Consider the following 20707-nt stretch of genomic DNA (forward strand, 5'->3'; position numbering starts at 1 on the left):
ATAATAGAAAGATGACTTGCTCATTTGAAGCTAGCGAGATTTTGCAATCTCTTTTATAGTCGATTACTCGACTGTGCTTACTCACTCGTTGTTCAGTTTTCAAAGATCAATCGGCTTGTCCTATCTGCCTTCTTTCAAAAGCAGGAAGTTCAATATACCATAGTTACTTTTGTTTTGCAACTTGTTTTTTTCGAGTTACTTTTGTTATTCCGCATGTCTCAGCGGCAACTTTTATAAGATAACACAGATGCTGTAGCCGAGTCAACCCAATTTCAGATGTATTATATTTACATCTACAGTAACATCATTTTTACACCAATCAACAGAAGAACGCCAGGCACTCCCAATACTGTAGCAGTACCTAAGGTAACAGTATTAATAGGCAGGTCTATATGAGTGTACGTACTCAGTAGACTCAGTACATATAGTAGGAAAGCGGCAACTACTACGTTTAGACCTAGCGAAGCTGCTAACCTACTAGCTCCACGGCTGCGAAATACGATTAACACCAACAGAAGAGAGGAGAGTATCAACACCCCCCAAATTGTATATTTGAGTATCACGTTCTACACCTCCATTAAACGGTCGCTGTCAATTAGACTTACCCCAAGCTTCTTAGCTTGTTTAATAAGCATTTCAAATCGCTTCTCTGCCGCTTCCATTGCATAAATCGTATAATCAATCTGATCCTTGTCCACAGCGAAGTCAAAGTGAGCTTGTGCCGCCACCCAAGTCTGGTGCGCTGAACGTATCTCTTGAATCAACATAATCTTGTCCAATTTTAATTCTTCCTTAACAGTCTTCGCTCGCGGACTCTTAAATCCACGCATGCCTAATAGAGCCGGTTTCATAGGCAAACCTCCATTCCTCCCACAACTGGGTTGATCTATACATATGGGAATTAGGGGATTTTCAGAACTATTACCATGCTTTTGGACAGAAAAAAAGAGAGCTTCTCAGCTCTCCTTACAATTTATGCTTTTATAATTCCCTACGGCCTTCCATCGCTTTCGATAAGGTTACCTCATCCGCATATTCCAAATCGCCGCCAACCGGCAGACCATGAGCAATACGAGTAACGCGTAAGCCGAAGGGTTTGATCAATCTAGATAAGTACATCGCAGTCGCTTCACCCTCAATGTTCGGGTTGGTCGCTAGAATCAATTCCTGCACCGTTTCGTCACCTAATCTCTTGAGCAGCTCCGCGATATGAATTTGATCGGGACCAATGCCCTCCATAGGAGATATAGCGCCATGCAGCACATGGTAGTAGCCTTCAAACTCTTTGGTTCGCTCAAGCGCAACCAAATCCTTGGGCTCCTGCACGACACAGATGACAGAATTATCACGACTTTTATCCTGACAAATTCGGCAAGGATCCACATCGGTAATATTGCAACAGACGGAGCAATAATGCAGGTTCCGCTTTACATTAACAAGCGATTTGGCAAAATCGATCACGTCTTCTTCTTTCATACGAAGAACGTGAAAGGCTAAGCGTCCCGCTGTCTTAGGACCTACTCCCGGCAAGCGGGAGAAGGCATCGATTAACTTCGCTATCGGTTCGGGGTAATACAAAGGAAGTACTCCTTCATGGTACAGAGTCGTTGATTCTACGTTGTCTTAGAACAATCCAGGGATATTCATACCGCCCGTGAATTTGCCCATATCTTTGTTCGCAATTTCTTCTGCTTTGGACATTGCATCGTTAACTGCAGTCAACACAAGATCTTGCAGCATTTCAACATCATCTGGATCTACTGCTTCTGGTTTAATTGTGATGCTTTGAACTTTCTTGTGTCCATTGATGATACACGTTACCACACCGCCGCCAGCTGTTCCTTCAATCATTTTTGTTCCTAGTTCTTCTTGCGCCTTCATCATTTGCTCTTGCATTTTCTTCACTTGCTTCATCATTTGGTTCATGTTATTCATTATAGATCGCTCCCTTATGGTTAGTCTTCTTTGATTGTTACTAGGTCTTCACCAAACAATTGGATGGCTTCAGATATCCATTCTTCTTTGATCACGTTCCCGCGACCATCCTCTGCCACTAATTCCATCTCTTCAGGAGGGGCTTGCGTCGATTCACTCTTCGCATCATCCCATTCCTTACGCATTATGGTTAACAAACGCATCGGTTTCCCAAAAACAGAAGAAAGAACTTGTTCAATAATCACTTTATTCTCTGGCTTCTCGGTCGTATTGCGATGCATCTCATTCTTAAATGCAACGAGTACAACATCATCTAGCATCGCTACCAGATCACCATTAACAAACCAAGCATGAACGGTAATTTTCTTCTCTTTGACATCACCTAATACTTGACTCCACTTTAGAAGCGCGGTCTTCGTCTCGGGACCCTCAGAGGCTTTCAAATAAGGACCCAGCTTAAGCCCCGATTTCTTAGATGGTGCAGAGGCAACGGCCACTCTCGCCGCAGGCGCTTGCTTCGCGCTATCGCCAGAAGCAACTGTCACTCCCGATTTTACCAGTTGTGCTAGTTGATCTTCAAGTTGTTTCATTCTTTGGCTCATCTGAGCAATAAGATCACCTTGTGGGGCGCGCCCGCCTGCCTCCTCCAAAGAACGAACAACCGGACTGCCTTCTGTTCCACGATGGCCGCCGCTTATTTTCATAATGGCGATTTCAAGCAAGGTTTGCGGCTGTACGGAGTATTTCATCTCACTCTGATAATGATTGAGCGTTTCAATCATGCTCATCATTTCGGCTGGAGAGAAGTGACTCGCAATTCCCTTAAGCTCTGCCATATCAAACACGCGTTCCGAAATCACAGGTGAATTCGGTACCATACGCACCATTAGCAAATCGCGGAAATAGTGAATTAAATTTTCGATACACTTATCTGCGCTTTTCCCCTCTTGCATGAAGGTATCAATTAACTCTAGGGCTGCCCCCAGATTCTGTTCCTTAATAAACGTAACGAGTCTCTTAAATTGATCCGAAGCGATACCGCCAGTAATCGACAAAATATCAGTGAGCTGTATCTCCCCTGTCGCAAAAGACGCTGCTTGATCAAGTAGACTTAACGCATCTCGCATCCCGCCATCTGATAGTCTTGCTATATAGTGAAGAGCTTCTTTATCAATGGAAATCTGCTCTTGATCACAAACATACTGTAGACGCCCTACCTCATCCTCCATGGAAACACGACGAAAATCGAAGCGTTGACAGCGCGAAATAATGGTTGCAGGAATTTTGTGAGGCTCCGTTGTCGCCAAAATAAACATCACGTGCGCAGGCGGCTCTTCCAGCGTCTTCAATAAGGCATTGAATGCTTCTGTCGTCAGCATGTGCACTTCATCGATAATGTACACTTTTTGCCTTACTTCCGTCGGCGCATATTTGACCTTATCTCGGATATCTCGAATTTCCTCCACACCGCGATTGGAAGCCGCATCGATCTCTACAACATCCATAACAGCGCCTTCCGTGATGCGCTCACAGGCAGAGCATTGATTACAAGGCTCTTCGGAGGGGCCATTTAAGCAATTGATAGCTTTGGCTAATATTTTGGCTGTACTTGTTTTACCCGTACCTCGGGGTCCGTTAAACAAATAAGCATGGGTTAGACGATTTTCCCGCAAAGAATTCTGCAGCGTTTGTGTGATATGCCTCTGTCCAACAACTTCACGAAACGTCTGCGACCTCCACGTACGATACAAAGCAATGTGTGCCATAGTGTTCCTCTCCAATAATCCCTGGGTGGATTGACTATACCCATTATACTATAACGCTTCGAGGGATGAAATAGAGGATCAGGTATAGGGAATCGTTATGGTGAAGGTCGTCCCGAAACCTTTGGAAGCAACACGAATGGTCCCGCCCATATCATGGATGATACGTTGGCACACGGAAAGCCCGAGCCCAGTACCCGTATCCTTCGTCGTAAAGAAGGGATCAAATATTTTATCAACCACGAACATCGGTATCCCTGAGCCTGTGTCATGAATATCCACACACACATTGCGTTCAATCGTATCTACACGCTCCGAAATCGTCAACAACCCACCATCGGGCATGGCTTCGATTCCATTTTTGCATACATTCAGAAAAACTTGCTTCAAGAGTTCATTATCCGCAATCACTTCGGGGAGATGAGGTGAAGCCTCGTGGTGGAGTTGAACGTTATAGAGGATCGCTTCATTATGAATGACCGGTACAATCTCATGCAGGACCTCCGTAACATGAATACGCTCATACGCGACATGCTTGGGCTTACTTAACATAAGAAATTCATTCACTAGCGCGTTAATCCGATCAATTTCCCCCAGCATCACATCAGTAAAGCTCTGTTCCTTGTCCATGCCACGCTCACCAAAGGTGCGTCGCAGCATCTGTAAGAATCCTTTGATAGATGTTAGAGGGTTGCGTATTTCATGTGCTGTGCCTGCGGCAATCTGTCCGATCATCGCCAGTCGATCACTTCGCCAGACCATTTGTTCCAGTGATCGCATGTTGGTAACATCTTTGAAAATAACATAAGCACCCACTATGTTCCCGTGACCATCTTTCAGAACATTCGAATCGAGGAGTAACTCAAAGCGTTCTTGATTATTCGTCCAGGAAACGGCATGATTGCGGACAATCGCACCATTCAAAATCGTTCTTTGCACGAGTTGATGCTGGCTAGGTACCGAAGCAAAAATCTCATCCAACGACTTATTGCGTACAAGCTCTTTCTCCATCGCCAGCATTTGGCAAGCTCGATCACTTATGTCGGCAAGCCGATAATCCATATCAATTAATAAGACGCCTAAGTTGATATCTTTTAAAAAAGCATCCGAAAAACGCTGCAATAAGTTTAATGGCTGGCTTTCTTCTTTATTTTTAAATGACAATAAATAGATGGTTCTATCCTCTTGTGTGAGCTTGAGCATAGAAAATTGAAAGTAAATCATTCCCCCATTCTTCCCCTTCAGGAAACCATGAGGCCACTCGCCCACATCCATCTCATTGTTAAAATGAAATTCGTATAACTCACGCAAGGATGATCTCACTTTGAAAAATTGAGAGAACGCTACACCCGTAATTTCGTCCACTGCATAACCTGAAACTTTCAAGAGCTGATCCGTAGCAAGTAAGAGCTTCTCCTCTTCATCAACCATGAGCATGCCAGTTTGTATACTATGATTGAACAGTTTCCGTAGTTCGTTCATCGATACCGAGTACATCTGAGGCGAATGAATGGGCATGTCAACAGCTCCTTTAGAATAGCGGTCGCACATCTTTGAATAGCCTCGATAGAGGTTTGCTCATCAAACTACTTCGAGCGGCATCCGTTGGTAGCTATGATGTAAATATTCTCTGTAAAGTCATATTCTTCCTGCAAATAGCAAAAGAAAAAACGCCCTAATTGCTGGCGTTTTGGTTATGTGTTCTTACATATACGGTATGATTACACCGTGCACCTGTTATTGATAAAGGGATACAAGCGAACTCTTATCGTTAGCTCAAATCAGGCAACCCCTCGGCACATGAAACATCTCACTTACGGCTGCTTCCTTCCAGACCTGACCGGGTTCATGAGCATCCATTGCGAAGGACCCGACTCTCAACACCACGTGTAAAAGCCAGACCTCACATCACAGTACCGCTAACAGGAATTCAACCTCGCTACAGCGGATTGCGAGTTACAGGGCACCGCTACCTCCCCGTCTAGCACAGTAAAAATAGTATAGCTGATTCAATGCCAAATAGCAACCTAGGGGGAAAAAGTAACATATATAGGGATCTTTAACGCTAGCTAAAGTCTCTATGCTTACTGCACCATTCGCACGAGTATTTTGTACCGCGGCATATTCGTTTCTAAAGCCATCTGCGCTTGCGAGCGCAGCTCCTCTACTTGCGCCGCCGTCAAGGAGGCCTGAGGTTTGATTTTCACATTGGCCGAAGGACCATTTATCGCAATATTGGTTTTCTCTATGCCTGGCAGCTGAGCAAGCACTGCCTTCATCAAATTCGTGTCATCCTCATAATGATGGTATGTCGGGTTCATCGGATTATTGGGGTTCACATCTGTGATTCCCAACATGCCGTCTTGCTTGTAGTTCTGAACCTTATACGTATCATTCTTCGGTTTCTTATTGTTTCCCGTCCACATTCCACAACCTACTAAACTCGCTACAAGTAAAGCAGTCCCTGTAAGCTTAATTAGACCCTTAAACATAAAAACACCTCCCAATGGACTCTAAGCCTAAGCTTAGGATGACCAAGGGAGGATGTCTTATGCTGATTGGCAATCAAGCAAATGATGCCAATTAGATTCCGTATTTCTTTTTGAACTTGTCGACACGGCCGCCTACATCGATAAACTTTTGTTTACCAGTGTAGAAAGGATGGCAATTGGAGCAAATCTCAACACGAAGATTTGGCTTGATTGAACCCGTTTCGAACACATTACCACAAGCGCAAGTCACTGTGGTTGCATGATAAGTAGGATGAATTCCTGCTTTCATTTGGTTCACCTCTTTCCGCCCTGAATCATTTGCTGAAACAGAGTTAATGGACGTACTACTGCATTGTAGCATACTCGTAAGTCTGGATGCAATCCAAAATCACTCGGTTAATACTTCCACTCACTTGGCTTAAAGCACCGTTGTGAGCGTGCGATCACTGGTGTAGAATTTCGGCGTATGAGAATACGAACCAATAACCACATCCGGTAATTCTTGCTCGAAAATCTCGATCATTTGCTTCATGCCTAACAGTTCTCCCTGAGCCTTAGGGATAATACCCAGGTAGCTCTCGGGGTCGATATTTAGGTTGCGCATCTGAATCAATTTCAATCCGGTTCTGCGGACAAATTCAATCATCGCTTCCACTTCTTCTTCCCGATCCGTGACACCCGGGAACACAAGATAGTTAATGGATGTGATGACCCCTTTGTCTGTTGCATAACGAAGTGATTTCTCAACATTCTTGAGTGTATAAGCTCTTGGCTTGTAATAAGCGTTGTAGTGATCATCCAAAGCGCTGATCGTACTTACACGCATAAGATCAAGACCTGCATCGACAATGCCGCGGATATGGTCCGTAAGGCCAGCATTCGTATTGATATTGATGTAACCCATTTTCGTTTGCTCACGCACGCGCTTAATGGCATCAATAATAATGACAGCCTGTGTGCTCGGCTCCCCTTCACAGCCTTGGCCGAAGGAAATAATGCTGTCCGGTGTCCGCAGATGCTCTAACATGATCTCTGTAATCTCTTCGACCTTCGGCTTGAAGTTCATCCGTGTTTGCGGAGCGACAAAGCCACTTTCATCTGGCTGCTCAGAAATACATCCGAAGCACCCTGCGTTACAGGAGTAAGAGACAGGAACTGCCCCTTCCCAGCGCTGTAGGAACGTGTTCGATGCCGTCAAACACTCGTAACCTAGCGCACAATTCGACAAATGCGCATACAGGCGATTCTCTGGGTATTTGGCTGTTAGCCGTTTTACTTCAACTTCAAGTTCATCCGGGTCACAGTGGATTGGATTCCAGAAGTAAGGATTATCCGTAAGACGCGCGGCAACGTAGAAGCCGTCTTCCTTCCATACCACTGCCGTATAACCGAACAAAGGTAATGCCTTTGTTTTATCGGACTTCACATACCCTGGAAGGAGTAATCTTGTGAAGCCCTGCGGAAGCAAGGCACCAACAGCGTGATAATCACCCTCTACGAGCTTCATATCACCTGTTGCAGCATCAATACCAACCGGGCGTGTGAAGGGCAGACTAACGAGTGTTGAGCCCTCTGGTAATGGGATCAGTTCTTCATCTAATATTTCAGTAATCATTTCTGCATTTCGACCTAAAGCCAAATAATCAGGATGATCAAATACATTTCCTTGTGAATCTGAATAAACCAAGTTCATAACGGTACTCCTCTTTGTACGTTAAAGTAAACGACCACACCGTCTTTCTTGGGTGGATGTCGTTTATCTTAAGCTTAAGATGCTGAGTTTTTGACTTTGCCTTTGCTAGGCCCTGATGACGATCCCGCAGACGGGGATGCCAATGAGTCCAAAAACTCTTGATTCGTCTTCGTATCCGCAAGCTTCTTAATGAAGGCTTCGGTGTACTCATGTGAATCATTCATGCCTTTGCGAAGTGCCCAAATTTTCTCGAGCTCATCCTTGCTGAGTAATGCTTCTTCACGACGCGTCCCTGAGCGACGAATATCGATAGCAGGGAAGATACGGCGTTCTGCCATTTTGCGATCAAGATGAAGTTCCAAATTACCCGTACCTTTAAATTCTTCATAAATGACGTCATCCATACGCGAACCTGTTTCAACGAGTGCTGTAGCAAGGATAGTTAAGCTGCCGCCCTCTTCAATATTACGAGCAGCTCCGAAGAAACGCTTAGGACGATGGAAAGCAGCGGGGTCAACACCACCGGACAACGTCCGGCCTGAAGGCGGAACGACGAGGTTGTAAGCTCTAGCTAACCGAGTGATACTATCGAGCAGAATGACAACGTCTTTCTTATGTTCAACTAGACGCATAGCGCGTTCTAGTACAAGTTCAGCAACTTTAATGTGATTTTCCGGAAGCTCATCAAAAGTGGAAGCTACGACTTCGCCTTTGACCGAGCGCTGCATATCGGTAACTTCCTCAGGACGCTCATCAATCAGTAGAACGAATAGCTCAATCTCCGGGTAATTCGTAGAGATACTGTTGGCGATTTCTTTGAGCAGTAACGTTTTACCCGCTTTCGGAGGTGCAACGACAAGCCCACGCTGACCAAGACCTACAGGAGCAAGCAAATCCATAATTCGCATGGAAATCTTGTTCGGTTCCGTCTCCAGTGTAATCCTAGTATCCGGATACAGCGGCGTTAATGCTGGGAAATGCAAGCGCTCCGCAGCCGTCTCTGGTTTCTCACCATTGACCGCTTCAACTTGAAGCAGTCCGAAATAACGTTCATTCTCCTTCGGTGGACGACACTTCCCAGAAACGATGTCCCCCGATCGCAAATCAAACTTCCGAATTTGAGAGGCTGAAATATAAATATCCTCAGAGCTAGGAAGATAGTTGATGGGACGCAAGAATCCAAATCCTTCTTGCAAAATTTCTAGGACACCTTGCATGAACAGGAATCCGCTCTCTGCTGCTTGTGCACGTAAAATGGCAAAAATAAGTTCTCTTTTTTTCAGCGTACCATAATAGGGAATCTGATATTTCTTAGCTAGTTTATATAATTCAGTAAGCTTGAGTACTTCAAGCTCAGCAAGCTGCATGCTCATGTTTCAACCACCAAACTATTAAATTTTCAATTGGATTCTAGCATTGCCTGTTGTCTGGTACTTTATTCCTCGTTCTCACGCCAAACTTCCGCACCTAGGGAAGATAGATTAAACACTAAATTCTCATAACCGCGATCGATGTACTCCACACCGGACACTTCGGTAACTCCGCCTGTCATTACACTGAGGCCGGCAATGACCAAAGCTGCTCCTGCGCGCAAATCTGTCGCTCTTACTTTCGCTGAACTCAGTTGCGACCCTTCAATGATGGCCGATCGTCCTTCAACTCTTATCTTAGCTCCCATGCGTACAAGCTCTGGAATATGCTTAAACCGATTGCTATAAACATGATCTGTTAATACGCTAACTCCCTTGGCTTGGCAAAGCAGGCTAGACATTGGAGATTGTAAGTCCGTTGCAAACCCTGGGTAAATTAATGCTTTCACGTCTACACTTTCGTAGATCGGCTGACCAACAATACGAATGGATTCATCCATTTCATAAACGTGGACACCCATTTCTTGCAACTTTGCTGTCAATGCTTCCAAATGCTTCGGAATCACGTTGTCTACCGTTACGTCGCCGCGCGTCGCCGCTGCAGCAATCATGTACGTTCCCGCTTGGATACGGTCAGGGATAATGGAGTGACGGCAGCCATGAAGTTCAGAAACGCCATCAATACGAATCGTATCCGTACCAGCTCCCTTGATTTTCGCACCCATCGAATTTAAAAGTGTTGCCACATCTATAATTTCAGGCTCTTTCGCCGCATTTTCAATTGTAGTCAAACCCTTAGCACGTGAAGCAGCTAACATAATATTAATCGTAGCACCTACACTCGCCATGTCTAAATAAATCTTAGCTCCGCGCAATTCCTTCGCACGAATATGAAGCGCACCGTTTTCATTACTTACCACAGCACCAAGTGCTTCAAAACCTTTGATATGAAGATCAATCGGACGCGGTTCGAAGTTACACCCGCCTGGAAGACCTATCGTCGCCTCACCAAATCTCCCCAAAAGTGCACCCATTAAATAATACGAAGCGCGCAGCTTCTTCACTTTGCCATTGGGCATTGCAAGAGGCTTCATCTGGCTTGGATCAATGGTCATACGATCCTCGTTCCAATCGATCGTCGCGCCTAAATCCGTCAAAATTTCTGTATATATAGCCACATCGCTTAAATGTGGAAGATTATCCAACGTTACTGGTGTTTCTGCAAGCACTGCGGCAGGAATAAGTGCAATCGCACTATTCTTTGCTCCACTAATTTGAACCGTTCCCCGTAGTGGGCGTCCACCGACGACCATCAATTTCTCCAACATACTTCTCCCCCTAAACCAGGTGCCTTCTCACTAACCACAAACCCATGAACGACAATCAACAAATCCTACGTATTTCCACAATTATTCGACGAAAAACCACAAAAAAAGGAATTAAATAAATAAGTGCGAGGTAAAACAAACGACTCCGCTTTCCCCTTAGGGTTAAGCACGTTTGTCATCGTTATTTCGAAGCAAAAGAAGGTCGCTTTTACTTGATATCAACAAATAGAAGAAGGAAACGCCCGCAATAACACAGACAGATGGCAACGATTGTCGACCATCCATCTGTGTATTGCTGCATTTCCTATCCTGTCTATACAATTTGGAATTAAGCTTGGTTGCTGCTTCCGAACAATTGAATTTTGGATTTTACTACTTCGATCATAGCGTTACGAGCTGGGGTTAGATATTTACGAGGATCATAAATTTTAGCATCTTTGTTCAGAGCTGCGCGGATGCTTTCTGTGCAAGCCACTTGGTTCTCTGTGTTCACGTTGATTTTGCCAACGCCTGCTGCAATAGATTTACGGATCATTTCGTCTGGAACGCCAGATCCACCGTGCAATACAACTGGAACTGGGATCGCTTTGGAAACTGCTTCAATGATATCAAAGTGAATGTTCGGCTCGCCTGCGTACATACCGTGTGCAGTACCTACTGCAATTGCCAAACAATCCACGCCTGTTTCTTCGTAGAAGCGAATTGCTTCTTCTGGTTTTGCAAGGTTAGCGTGCTCTTCATCAACGGAGATGTCATCCTCAACGCCACCAATTGTTCCAAGCTCACCCTCAACGGATACGCCCATAGCACGAGCTGCTTTAACAACTTCTTTCGTCAAACGAATGTTTTCTTCGAAAGAATAGTGGGAACCGTCGAACATAACAGAGCTGAATCCTGCACGGATACATTTCATTGCTACTTCAAACGAACTACCGTGATCTAAATGCAATGCGATCGGAAGACCGGATTTCTTAGCTGCTGCTTCTGCAAGAGCTACAGTAAACTCGATACCCATATATTTCAGTGCGCCTTCGCTAACACCATAAATGAACGGGGAGTTCAGTTCAATTGCTGCGTCCACAATTGCTTGAGCAAACTCAAGATTGTTCATGTTAAATTGACCAACCGCATATTTCCCTGCTTTTGCCTTAGGTAAAAATTCATTCATTGAAACCAATGCCATGTTTCTCTTCCTCCTAGAACCTCTTTAGTAGATGCGCATACCGCTCTCTGTTCATACCTGAGTTATTATAGCACATAACTTTTCAAATGATAACCAAGCCTTCATTTTTCCACAAACAAAAAAAGACCCTATAACTAGGATCCTACAGCAAAACCACTGCTCGACTCATTATTCAATTGCATATTAACGGCTAGACGCAGCTCATCAATATCAAATGGCTTCGTAAAATGCATAATCGCGCCTAAATCCGTCGCTTCTTTGATCATGTCCAGCTCACCATAGGCCGTCATCATGATTACTTTAATCGACACATCGATCTCTTTCACATGCTTCAAGATATCAAGTCCATCCATACCAGGGATCTTCATGTCGAGAAGTATGAGATCAGGCGAAACATTTCTTACAATTTCCAAGGCCAACTTGCCATTGGAGGCTTGATAGGTATCGTACCCTTCGTTACTAAACACTTCCATGAGGAGTACACGAATTCCATTTTGATCATCGACTACCAATACTTTTTTCTTCATCAGCCAAGTCCCCTCCCGAAAACGAATAACAAGTTCCAATCCTATGAGTCAAGGTATTCGCTATTCATTTTCGTTTTCCTTCCGAGGAGAGCGGTTTTTTGAAAAGTTTTACATAAAAGTTGATTATCAGGAGAGAACCTCCTGCATATCAAGGGAAACTTTTAGCGAGCGATCAATTGAGCAGCCTTTACAAATTCACGGAAAAGCGGCTGAGGACGGTTCGGACGCGATGTAAATTCCGGGTGGAATTGCACTGCTAAGAACCATGGGTGACCTGGAAGCTCTACCATTTCAACCAGACGACCATCTGGTGATGTCCCTGAAATACGCAAGCCAGCGGATTCAATCAATTCACGGTACTCGTTATTAAATTCATACCGGTGACGATGTCTTTCGTAGACAAGCTCATCGTTGTATGTCGTCGCAGCAAGTGAACCTGGCGTCAATTTACAAGGATATAGACCTAAACGCATAGTTCCACCTAGATTCTCGATATCCTTTTGCTCTGGCAATAGGTCGATTACTGGATACGCTGTTGTTGGATTGATCTCAGAACTATTCGCGCCATCCAAGCCACAAACGGAACGAGCGTATTCGATAACAGCAACTTGCATCCCCAAACAAATACCGAAGAAAGGAATTTCTTTCTCACGTGCATAACGAATCGCCGCGACTTTACCTTCGATCCCACGATCCCCAAAACCGCCCGGCACAAGAATACCTTGAACGCCAGAAAGAAGGGAATGTACGTTATGATCATAGATATCCTCTGCGTTGACCCAACGAATGTCAATTTCGGAATCGTTATCGATACCTGCGTGTCCTAAAGCTTCAACAATACTTAGATACGCATCATGAAGAGCAACGTACTTCCCTACGATGGCGATCTCGGTTTTCTTCGTTAAGGATTTGACTTTGCGAACAAGACTTTCCCACTCTGTCATATCCGGTTGGTTCGTTTGAAGCTTCAAGTGATTAACGACATAATCATCTAAACCTTGCTCACGAAGCATCATCGGAACTTCATACAGGGTTTCTGCATCTTTACATTCAATGACAGCAGCAGGATCAATGTCACAGAACAAGGCAAGTTTGCGCTTCATATCTTCTGTCAAAGAGTGCTCTGTACGGCATACAATCACATGCGGTTGAATACCTAAGCCGCGTAGTTCTTTAACGCTATGTTGAGTTGGCTTGGTTTTCACTTCACCAGCTGCTTTGATATAAGGAATCAACGTAACGTGAATGTACATCACATTCTCGCGGCCGATATCATTTTTCATTTGACGAATCGCTTCAAGGAACGGCAAGCTCTCGATATCCCCTACAGTACCACCGATTTCAGTGATAACCACATCGGACCCAGCTTCACGACCTGCGCGAATCACACGCTCTTTGATTTCATTGGTAATATGCGGGATGACTTGAACCGTTCCGCCCAAATACTCACCACGACGCTCTTTGGTAATAACCGAAGAGTACACTTTACCTGAAGTCACGTTCGAGCTTTTGGACAAGTTAATGTCAATAAAACGCTCATAATGACCTAAATCCAGATCCGTTTCTGCACCATCATCAGTTACGAAAACTTCGCCGTGCTGGTAAGGACTCATTGTTCCTGGGTCCACGTTAATATAAGGATCGAACTTCTGAATCGTAACTTTCAAACCTCTGTTCTTGAGCAATCTTCCTAAGGAAGCTGCGGTAATTCCTTTGCCAAGGGATGAAACTACGCCTCCCGTAACGAAAATGTATTTTGTCACTATGTACGCCTCCTTAAAGTTATAAGCTTCCGCTTTAGATTTTGCCAGACTACTGGCATCGTTATAAACATGAAAATAAGTGTGAAAAGGTGCTAGAAAAGCAGGGTGCTTGCTTTCATATCAAACTGACTTCCTAAGCATGAGCTAAACGTTTTCGCTAGAAAACTGGCCTCGTAAGCATAAGCTCTTCGGTGTCGCCAGAACAAAGGTGTAATAGCATTAGCTTCTGCTAAATAAGTGTTTTCATGAACAAATTACAAAAAAAAAGCGCAAAAAAACAAAAAAAAGTGACACCCGTAGTGACGGGGCACTTTTTGAACGCATGCGCGAATTGTTAAGATTCTTTTAAAGCCCATGCAATAGTTTACTCTGAACGCGTAGTGACTGTCAAGACAAGTTATTTGTCGTCTTCATCATCATCCAAATCGTCTTCATCATCTTCGGATTCTTCGTCCAAGTCATCTTCTTCGTCGTCAGCATCGTCGGTCTCTTCGATACCCGCTTCACCAAGATCCTCTTCAATTTCTTCGTCTTCGAAGAATTCAGTATCCTCTTCCGCTTCTTCTTCCTCTTCGGTTTCGGTACCAAATGCATCGTACTCGTCTTCTTCTGCGTATGTATCTTCTTCTTCCGCGTACACGTCTTCATCCAAATCATCATCTTCGTCGTTGATAATTCTAGGACGCTTCGCATTTCCAACCGCATCGTCGGACTTCTCAACTGGATACCAACGCTTCAAGCCCCATAGATTCGTTCCTACGCAAGCAAAACGTCCATCGATGTTGATTTCCGTATATAGTTGGGCAATCACATTCATGACATTATCTTCAGAAAGCCCTTTTATTTTAGCAATTTCAGCCATAAGTTCACGATAGTAAAACGGCGTATTCGCCGACTTCAGCAATTCGAACGCCAAATCCACCATGGGCATTTCGCGTGCTTGCTCTGTGGTGATTTTGAGTGTGTATTCGCTGCTCATCTAAGGCACATCCTTTTCGATCATTTCTTGACTACGTTATCTACCATAACCAATATCTTCATTAAGTAAAACCTATTTTTTCTAAAATTGCAACTACCCCTAGATAAACGACTGCAACGTCTTTCGCGGACAGGTGCATTTAGCAACAAATTTAGCCCATTTCACGTAACCCTCTCGCTAAAAACATCCCATAAAAAGGAATACAGGCGAAGGTCCCCCCCCGCCTGCGACTGTACCCAAAGGAACCGCCAGTTATTGAGCAGCTGTCGTTTCCACTACCTGAGAAAGAGACACTCCTGCCCGCGCCTCTCTATGTATCCTATGTTGAACCTACGCATCTGACACGGCTTTGCACCCATTTATTTCTATAAAGGCGATGACACGGTCAAGTGTGATGACCTGTACATAGGATAGGGGAGATACGAACATACGCTGTAACGGGGGGATGGCACGATGGATACAGCCACCTTTCTTCATCTGCTTCATGAAGATTTAGGTCTTACTAAACAACCAGCAAGAAAGCACCTTATCCATTTCACCTCAAAGACGGATTACTTTGCCTGTAAGTCAGAACTCCTTCGCAAGACGTCTGAACTCCCCAAACTATCCCAGGTTCAAGCTTTGGACATTATACAAGCCTTCTCTTGCATGCTGTGTCCAAATACCAAAATCAGAAGCTTTTCCAGCACGACACGTATCGAAGCGGATACGAAAATATTGATAAATAAAATTAAGGGTAAAAAGACGGTACCCAAACGAGCTAGTATTTTATCCAGCTCACGTACGCGCACGATTCCATGGGGGGTTGATCAAATCGGTGCTCCAGAAATCTGGAGTAAATCTATGGGGCAAAATATTCACGTCGGTGTCATCGATACCGGCATTGACTTTAAGCATCCTGATTTGCGAAACTCCATTTCGCAAGGCATCAACTTATTAAATCGCAGATTGATGCCCCATGATGATAACGGTCATGGTACACATATCGCGGGTACTATTGCGGCAACTGGCCGTAATTCAGGTATTATAGGCGTAGCACCGCGAGCGATCATTCATCCCGTTAAAGCTTTTGACCAAAATGGAAGCGCCTATGTATCCGATATCATCGCGGGTATTGATTGGTGCGTCCAAAACGACCTCGATATTATTAATATGAGCTTCGGCATGAAGACATACAACCCATCATTGGAGCAAGCGGTACTCAATGCTTATTACAGAGGGAAGATTATCGTAGCTTCTTCCGGCAATGACGGCAGAAAGAAAACGGTGGATTATCCCGCTCGCTTTTCCCAAGTCGTCTCCGTTGGCGCGACAACACGAACGGGCCGGATTGCACCCTTCAGCAATCAAGGCGCACAAATCGACATCTACGCACCTGGCGAGCGTGTGTATTCAGCTTGGCTCGGCGGCAAATATAACGAGCTCAGCGGCACATCTATGGCAACAGCGCATGTAAGCGGCGTTATCGCTTTAATGCTGTCGCAGCGATCCATGTCGCCGCAGCAAATCAAGAATGCGCTGCGCCGCTGCGCATTCCCGCTGAACAAGCGCGCCAACGCTAAGTGGCAGCCTGGACAATTGAACGCACCGCGAGCGATCCGCGCAGCGGGGCAAGAGTAATGGCGCTGATGGAACCCCAGCGCATAAACAACGAATAAGCTCCCTCTGACCCATGGTCAAGGGGAGCTTATTCTTGTTGAGCGGGGATTACATCCGCTCAGGGGCAGATACGCCAACCACGCGAAGCGTGTTGGCTAGGGTCGTGCGCAGTGCGCCGAGCAACGCGAGGCGCGCTTGGGTTAAGGCTGCGTCATCGGTGATGACGTAGTGGCCTCTGTAGTAGCTATGGAACTGGCTTGCCAGTTCGTAGACATAGCGGATCATGCGGTGCGGCGTGTACTGCTCAGCCGCAATGGCGATCTCTTCCGGAAGCTCGCCGATCTTGCGCAGCAAGTCGAACTCGGCTTCCGACGTGAGCTGGGACAGGTCAACCTGCTCCAGCGGCAGCACTTGAACCCCCTGCTCTTCCGCCTGGCGGAAGATGCTGCAGATCCGTGCATGGGCATATTGCACATAGAACACAGGGTTCTCATTGGACTGAGATACCGCCAAATCCATGTCAAAATCCAAATGCGAGTCCATACTCCGCATTGCAAAGAAATAACGAATCGGATCTACCCCGACTTCGTCCATCAGGTCCTCCATCGTAACGGCTTTGCCGGTACGTTTGGACATTTTCACCTTTTCGCCATTCTGGAAAAGGCTCACCATTTGGGCGATCAGCACGACAAGTCGATCTGCTTCAAAGCCAAGGGCTGTCATGGCTGCTTTCATCCGTGGGATGTAGCCATGGTGGTCAGCGCCCCAAATATTAATTAAGCGGTCATAGCCGCGTCCAAATTTATTGCGGTGATAAGCGATATCTGGCGTGAGGTAAGTAAAGGAACCGTCGTTTTTGATTAACACACGATTCTTGTCATCCCCTAGCGGTGTCGTGTTCAACCAAGTTGCGCCCTCTTCTTCATAGATATGTCCATTATCGCGAAGCTCTTGAAGCACAGGTGGGATTAAGTTATTGTCATAAATCGACGTTTCGGAGAACCAGTTGTCGAAATGAACACCAAAGCGACCCAAGTCGCGTTTGATTTTGTCGAGTTCTTTCTCAAGTCCGTAAGTACGGAAGTAGGTACGACGCTCTTCGTCCGACAAGCTTAGCAGACGATCTCCTTCAGCTGCCGCAAGATCCGTTGCGAAGCCTTTAATATCTTCACCAAAATAGCCATCTTCTGGCATTTCCGCGTCTTGACCAAGCGCTTGCAAATAGCGTGCCTCGATGGATTTGGCTAAGTTAATGACCTGATTCCCCGCATCATTAATGTAGTACTCACGAGAAACATCATAGCCCGCAAGATCCAATACGTTGCAAAGCACATCACCAACCGCTGCGCCACGCGCATGACCCAAGTGGAGGGAACCTGTAGGATTCGCGCTAACGAACTCTACTTGCACTTTGAGCCCTTGACCCACGTTAGATGCACCATAACGATCACCCAGCTTAGCTACATCAGCAATCACCGGATAGAGGTAGACTTGATTCATTTTAAAATTGATAAAGCCCGGGCCCGCAATTTCCGCTTGCGCAATACTCGCTGCATCCTTGTTCAGGTTAGCGATGATTTGCTCAGCAATTTGTCTAGGATTCAGCTTCGCTATTCGCGTCAACTGCATCGCCACATTCGTCGCGAAGTCACCATGCGTCTTCTCTTTTGGCACTTCGAGAATAATTTCTGGCAGCTGCTCCTCGGAGACGATACCTGCGGTAATAACTGCTTCTTTGATCGCTTGCTTCACTTTTGCTTTCACTTCGTTAAGAACATCCATTTCGTCTTACTCCTCCTGAATTAACAACTTGATTCGATAGGCCCCCGCATGCGTGCCTGATGCATATAGATCATAGCTCCATCTCGTAATTCCGATCCCATGGATCGCCTCCGAGGATAGCTGATGTGTCTCAATTTCCAGTTCCATTCGGAGCTGTGGTGTGTGATAATAGCCCGTCCGCTTCTCTCCGGGAACGAAGGTTTGCTCCGCTTGTACATCTCCTTGGCGAAGAATACGGATCTGATTGTCTTCGAGCTTAATGATCGTCACGGTCCGTCCAAGCTCATTCGGCTCTTCTTCGTAGCGGATATAGGTATGATCGCCTTTGCGGTAAAGATCACCGCGCGCTTTCTGCACGGTGGTTTCGCTCCCGCTTCGACTCTCAATTCGAATCCGCACCCGCTGCTTATCCGTCATGATTCGATAATCCCCTCTTCTTCTGCTACATCCGGACATTGGATATCCGAACGTAGACATGTTAGCTAATAGTTTATATGAAAGGATAAGTAAATTCAATGGATAGGAGCTCAGGCGGATGGCTTGGGCTTGTTTCTGTGGTGGCAAAAGGGATTGAAAAAGCCCCCATGTCCGTCAGGCAACGGAAATGGAGGCTTCTACTGTAGCTTATAGGGTTGGGACAGGCCTTCCCAATTGAACCCACTGCTCTTTGGACGGGCCGTAAGCACCGATAACCGGCAAGCCTGCCAAACGCATCAGAATCGTCAACTGACCACGATGGTGGATTTCATGCTTCAAGAAGCTATACAATGTGGTGCTGATCGTCCACGATTGTCCAAACATCGGAACAACCTCCTGCAGCTTCTCATCCGTCAGTTGCGTCCTGACCGCGTTAAGGATGTTCTCTGTTGTTGATCTGAAGGCATCTGCAATCACAGCAGCTTGCGCAGGTGGCTCACTTACAATGGGCGCTGACTCGAATGCTAAGCCAGTTCCGTACAACATGCCGCGTTCCGCATGCACAAGATGCCAAGCAATATACCCTAGTGGACGGTAGCCATCCGCTTGTGTTTGTTTGAGGGATTCATCCGTTAACGTATCTAATAGCTGCTGAGTTTTGGCGGACTCCATTTGGTATTCGTTGATAAAGCTTTCAATTGTCGTAAACATATATAAAACCTCCTAGGAATGGTGGTACAGGCTCGCTGGAGCTTGATGCTCGTGCTGGTGCTAATGCGATTCATGTCCTGTCCTTGTGTTTATAGTATAGCTAGGAGCTACTGACAGCTGTATGGCAGTGATTGAAATTTGTTTATGGGAGATTAACGTAAGCGAGTTGGGTCGGGTTGGCGGTTGTTGGACCCGTGGCCAAAACGCAAAAAAGGAAGCCGAATAATCGACTCCCTCTTCTATTCAAATCCTATTTATCCGCGATTCCGCAGCTTATTTAATCAAATCTTCAACAAATTTAGGCAATACGAATGCTGCTTTGTGCAAGCGAGGTGTGTAGTATTTCGTTGGGAATTCTGGGATTGCTGATTCTTCCACTTGCAGTGGATCGTGCTTTTTGCTGCCCATTGTGAATGTCCACAGACCACTTGGATATGTCGGGATGTTCGCACTGTACACACGAACGATAGGGAAGATTTCTTTCACGTCGCGATTTACCGTTTGGATCAGATCCGCTTTGAACCATGGGTTATCGGTTTGAGCAACGAAGATCCCGTCTTCTTTTAGCGCATCAAAAATACCTTGGTAGAAGCCTTTGGAAAATAGCTCCACAGCTGGACCTACAGGCTCAGTGGAATCAACCATGATAACATCGTACGTATTTTTGTGATCGTGAATGTGCATGTAGCCATCGTTAACGATAACTTCAACACGCGGGTTGTCCAATTCGCCAGCGATCGTTGGTAGATACTTCTTGGAGTACTCGATAACTTTGCCATCGATATCAACAAGAACTGCTTTTTTCACTTTCGGGTGCTTCATGATCTCACGAATAACGCCGCCATCTCCGCCACCTACAACAAGTACGTACTCTGGGTTCGGGTGAGTAACAAGCGCTGGATGAGCAACCATTTCATGATAGACGAACTCGTCTTTCACCGTTGTCATAACCATACCATCTAGTGTAAGCATTGTGCCCCACTCTTCGGTTTCGATCATGGATAGATCTTGGAAATCTGTTTGCTCTCTTACATATGTTTCTGTAACCTTCGCAGTGATCCCGAAGCTATCCGTTTGTTTCTCCGTGTACCATAATTCCATGAATAACCCTTCTTTCGTTTCTATATTTGGATGAATAATTCCTGATATTCGTCATCTCTAACAG

At 45.5% G+C, this 20707-nt stretch carries 20 protein-coding genes and 1 other RNA gene; 1 reads left to right on the top strand and 20 read right to left on the bottom strand.

Features of this window, described 5'->3' with window-relative positions; genetic code table 11:
- Positions 1-293: 293 nt before the first annotated feature.
- From AC58QM_RS22535 to rpoE, 16 genes are all read right to left on the bottom strand, one after another.
- Positions 294-563 (bottom strand): pro-sigmaK processing inhibitor BofA family protein, encoded by a 270-nt coding sequence (locus tag AC58QM_RS22535; RefSeq protein ID WP_497287115.1) that lies wholly within the window; start codon positions 561-563, stop codon positions 294-296.
- 3 nt (positions 564-566) lie between these two features.
- The gene (locus AC58QM_RS22540) at positions 567-851 is read right to left on the bottom strand and encodes a DUF2508 family protein (RefSeq protein ID WP_497287116.1); all 285 of its coding nucleotides are present in this window, start codon (positions 849-851) and stop codon (positions 567-569) included.
- 130 nt (positions 852-981) lie between these two features.
- Entirely contained in the window at positions 982-1578 is a 597-nt protein-coding gene (recR, locus tag AC58QM_RS22545) for a recombination mediator RecR (protein WP_056621953.1), read from the bottom strand.
- A gap of 45 nt (positions 1579-1623) precedes the next feature.
- The gene (locus AC58QM_RS22550) at positions 1624-1935 is read right to left on the bottom strand and encodes a YbaB/EbfC family nucleoid-associated protein (protein ID WP_028555044.1); all 312 of its coding nucleotides are present in this window, start codon (positions 1933-1935) and stop codon (positions 1624-1626) included.
- 20 nt (positions 1936-1955) lie between these two features.
- Complete coding sequence (gene dnaX / locus AC58QM_RS22555; protein ID WP_497287117.1) at positions 1956-3701, bottom strand: DNA polymerase III subunit gamma/tau; 1746 nt, start codon at positions 3699-3701, stop codon at positions 1956-1958.
- 78 nt (positions 3702-3779) lie between these two features.
- Positions 3780-5216 carry an ATP-binding protein gene (locus AC58QM_RS22560; RefSeq protein ID WP_497287118.1) on the bottom strand — a complete coding sequence of 479 codons (1437 nt, stop codon included), beginning with the start codon at positions 5214-5216 and terminating at the stop codon, positions 3780-3782.
- A gap of 208 nt (positions 5217-5424) precedes the next feature.
- Positions 5425-5688, bottom strand: an RNA gene (gene ffs, locus AC58QM_RS22565) — signal recognition particle sRNA large type.
- A 94-nt stretch (positions 5689-5782) separates the two neighbouring features.
- Positions 5783-6190, bottom strand: coding sequence for a hypothetical protein (locus AC58QM_RS22570; protein WP_497287119.1), 408 nt, complete (start codon positions 6188-6190; stop codon positions 5783-5785).
- A gap of 91 nt (positions 6191-6281) precedes the next feature.
- On the bottom strand, positions 6282-6479 hold the full coding sequence (rpmE, locus tag AC58QM_RS22575; protein WP_056621960.1) for a 50S ribosomal protein L31: 198 nt from the start codon (positions 6477-6479) through the stop codon (positions 6282-6284).
- A gap of 129 nt (positions 6480-6608) precedes the next feature.
- The gene (locus AC58QM_RS22580; protein WP_310501895.1) at positions 6609-7883 is read right to left on the bottom strand and encodes a radical SAM family protein; all 1275 of its coding nucleotides are present in this window, start codon (positions 7881-7883) and stop codon (positions 6609-6611) included.
- A gap of 74 nt (positions 7884-7957) precedes the next feature.
- Complete coding sequence (gene rho / locus AC58QM_RS22585) at positions 7958-9256, bottom strand: transcription termination factor Rho (protein WP_497287120.1); 1299 nt, start codon at positions 9254-9256, stop codon at positions 7958-7960.
- A gap of 62 nt (positions 9257-9318) precedes the next feature.
- Complete coding sequence (gene murA, locus AC58QM_RS22590) at positions 9319-10578, bottom strand: UDP-N-acetylglucosamine 1-carboxyvinyltransferase (RefSeq protein WP_310501909.1); 1260 nt, start codon at positions 10576-10578, stop codon at positions 9319-9321.
- A 331-nt stretch (positions 10579-10909) separates the two neighbouring features.
- Positions 10910-11764, bottom strand: a complete 855-nt coding sequence (gene fba, locus AC58QM_RS22595; RefSeq protein ID WP_310501893.1) for a class II fructose-1,6-bisphosphate aldolase — start codon at positions 11762-11764, stop codon at positions 10910-10912.
- Between the two features lie 134 nt (positions 11765-11898).
- Positions 11899-12291, bottom strand: coding sequence for a response regulator (locus AC58QM_RS22600; protein ID WP_056621969.1), 393 nt, complete (start codon positions 12289-12291; stop codon positions 11899-11901).
- Positions 12292-12452: 161 nt separating this feature from the next.
- Complete coding sequence (pyrG, locus tag AC58QM_RS22605) at positions 12453-14054, bottom strand: CTP synthase (RefSeq protein WP_497287121.1); 1602 nt, start codon at positions 14052-14054, stop codon at positions 12453-12455.
- Between the two features lie 397 nt (positions 14055-14451).
- On the bottom strand, positions 14452-15033 hold the full coding sequence (gene rpoE / locus AC58QM_RS22610) for a DNA-directed RNA polymerase subunit delta (RefSeq protein ID WP_497287122.1): 582 nt from the start codon (positions 15031-15033) through the stop codon (positions 14452-14454).
- Positions 15034-15486: 453 nt separating this feature from the next.
- Here rpoE and AC58QM_RS22615 point away from each other — a divergent pair, with 453 nt between their 5' ends.
- Positions 15487-16653, top strand: a complete 1167-nt coding sequence (locus tag AC58QM_RS22615; RefSeq protein ID WP_497287123.1) for a S8 family peptidase — start codon at positions 15487-15489, stop codon at positions 16651-16653.
- Between the two features lie 87 nt (positions 16654-16740).
- On the opposite strand, the gene argS is transcribed toward AC58QM_RS22615, so the two are convergent.
- The 4 genes from argS to speE form a co-directional block, all read right to left on the bottom strand.
- Positions 16741-18414 carry an arginine--tRNA ligase gene (argS, locus tag AC58QM_RS22620; protein WP_497287124.1) on the bottom strand — a complete coding sequence of 558 codons (1674 nt, stop codon included), beginning with the start codon at positions 18412-18414 and terminating at the stop codon, positions 16741-16743.
- Between the two features lie 6 nt (positions 18415-18420).
- A complete protein-coding gene (locus tag AC58QM_RS22625; RefSeq protein WP_497287125.1) occupies positions 18421-18831 on the bottom strand; it encodes a YwiB family protein in 411 nt (136 codons plus the stop codon).
- A gap of 207 nt (positions 18832-19038) precedes the next feature.
- Positions 19039-19542 (bottom strand): DinB family protein, encoded by a 504-nt coding sequence (locus AC58QM_RS22630; protein ID WP_497287126.1) that lies wholly within the window; start codon positions 19540-19542, stop codon positions 19039-19041.
- Positions 19543-19815: 273 nt separating this feature from the next.
- Complete coding sequence (gene speE / locus AC58QM_RS22635; protein WP_057311106.1) at positions 19816-20643, bottom strand: polyamine aminopropyltransferase; 828 nt, start codon at positions 20641-20643, stop codon at positions 19816-19818.
- Positions 20644-20707: the final 64 nt, after the last annotated feature.

The sequence above is a fragment of the Paenibacillus sp. J22P165 genome (assembly GCF_059692015.1).

Bases quoted from the DNA above. Each gene is read 5' to 3' on its own strand.
- AC58QM_RS22540 (WP_497287116.1), bottom strand. From the start codon at position 851: ATGAAACCGGCTCTATTAGGCATGCGTGGATTTAAGAGTCCGCGAGCG.
- argS (WP_497287124.1), bottom strand. From the start codon at position 18,414: ATGGATGTTCTTAACGAAGTGAAAGCAAAAGTGAAGCAAGCGATCAAA.
- fba (WP_310501893.1), bottom strand. From the start codon at position 11,764: ATGGCATTGGTTTCAATGAATGAATTTTTACCTAAGGCAAAAGCAGGG.
- AC58QM_RS22630 (WP_497287126.1), bottom strand. From the start codon at position 19,542: ATGTTTACGACAATTGAAAGCTTTATCAACGAATACCAAATGGAGTCC.
- rpoE (WP_497287122.1), bottom strand. From the start codon at position 15,033: ATGAGCAGCGAATACACACTCAAAATCACCACAGAGCAAGCACGCGAA.
- dnaX (WP_497287117.1), bottom strand. From the start codon at position 3,701: ATGGCACACATTGCTTTGTATCGTACGTGGAGGTCGCAGACGTTTCGT.
- AC58QM_RS22580 (WP_310501895.1), bottom strand. From the start codon at position 7,883: ATGAACTTGGTTTATTCAGATTCACAAGGAAATGTATTTGATCATCCT.
- AC58QM_RS22625 (WP_497287125.1), bottom strand. From the start codon at position 18,831: ATGACGGATAAGCAGCGGGTGCGGATTCGAATTGAGAGTCGAAGCGGG.
- AC58QM_RS22560 (WP_497287118.1), bottom strand. From the start codon at position 5,216: ATGCCCATTCATTCGCCTCAGATGTACTCGGTATCGATGAACGAACTA.
- AC58QM_RS22570 (WP_497287119.1), bottom strand. From the start codon at position 6,190: ATGTTTAAGGGTCTAATTAAGCTTACAGGGACTGCTTTACTTGTAGCG.
- AC58QM_RS22600 (WP_056621969.1), bottom strand. From the start codon at position 12,291: ATGAAGAAAAAAGTATTGGTAGTCGATGATCAAAATGGAATTCGTGTA.
- rpmE (WP_056621960.1), bottom strand. From the start codon at position 6,479: ATGAAAGCAGGAATTCATCCTACTTATCATGCAACCACAGTGACTTGC.
- speE (WP_057311106.1), bottom strand. From the start codon at position 20,643: ATGGAATTATGGTACACGGAGAAACAAACGGATAGCTTCGGGATCACT.
- rho (WP_497287120.1), bottom strand. From the start codon at position 9,256: ATGAGCATGCAGCTTGCTGAGCTTGAAGTACTCAAGCTTACTGAATTA.
- AC58QM_RS22615 (WP_497287123.1), top strand. From the start codon at position 15,487: ATGGATACAGCCACCTTTCTTCATCTGCTTCATGAAGATTTAGGTCTT.
- AC58QM_RS22550 (WP_028555044.1), bottom strand. From the start codon at position 1,935: ATGAATAACATGAACCAAATGATGAAGCAAGTGAAGAAAATGCAAGAG.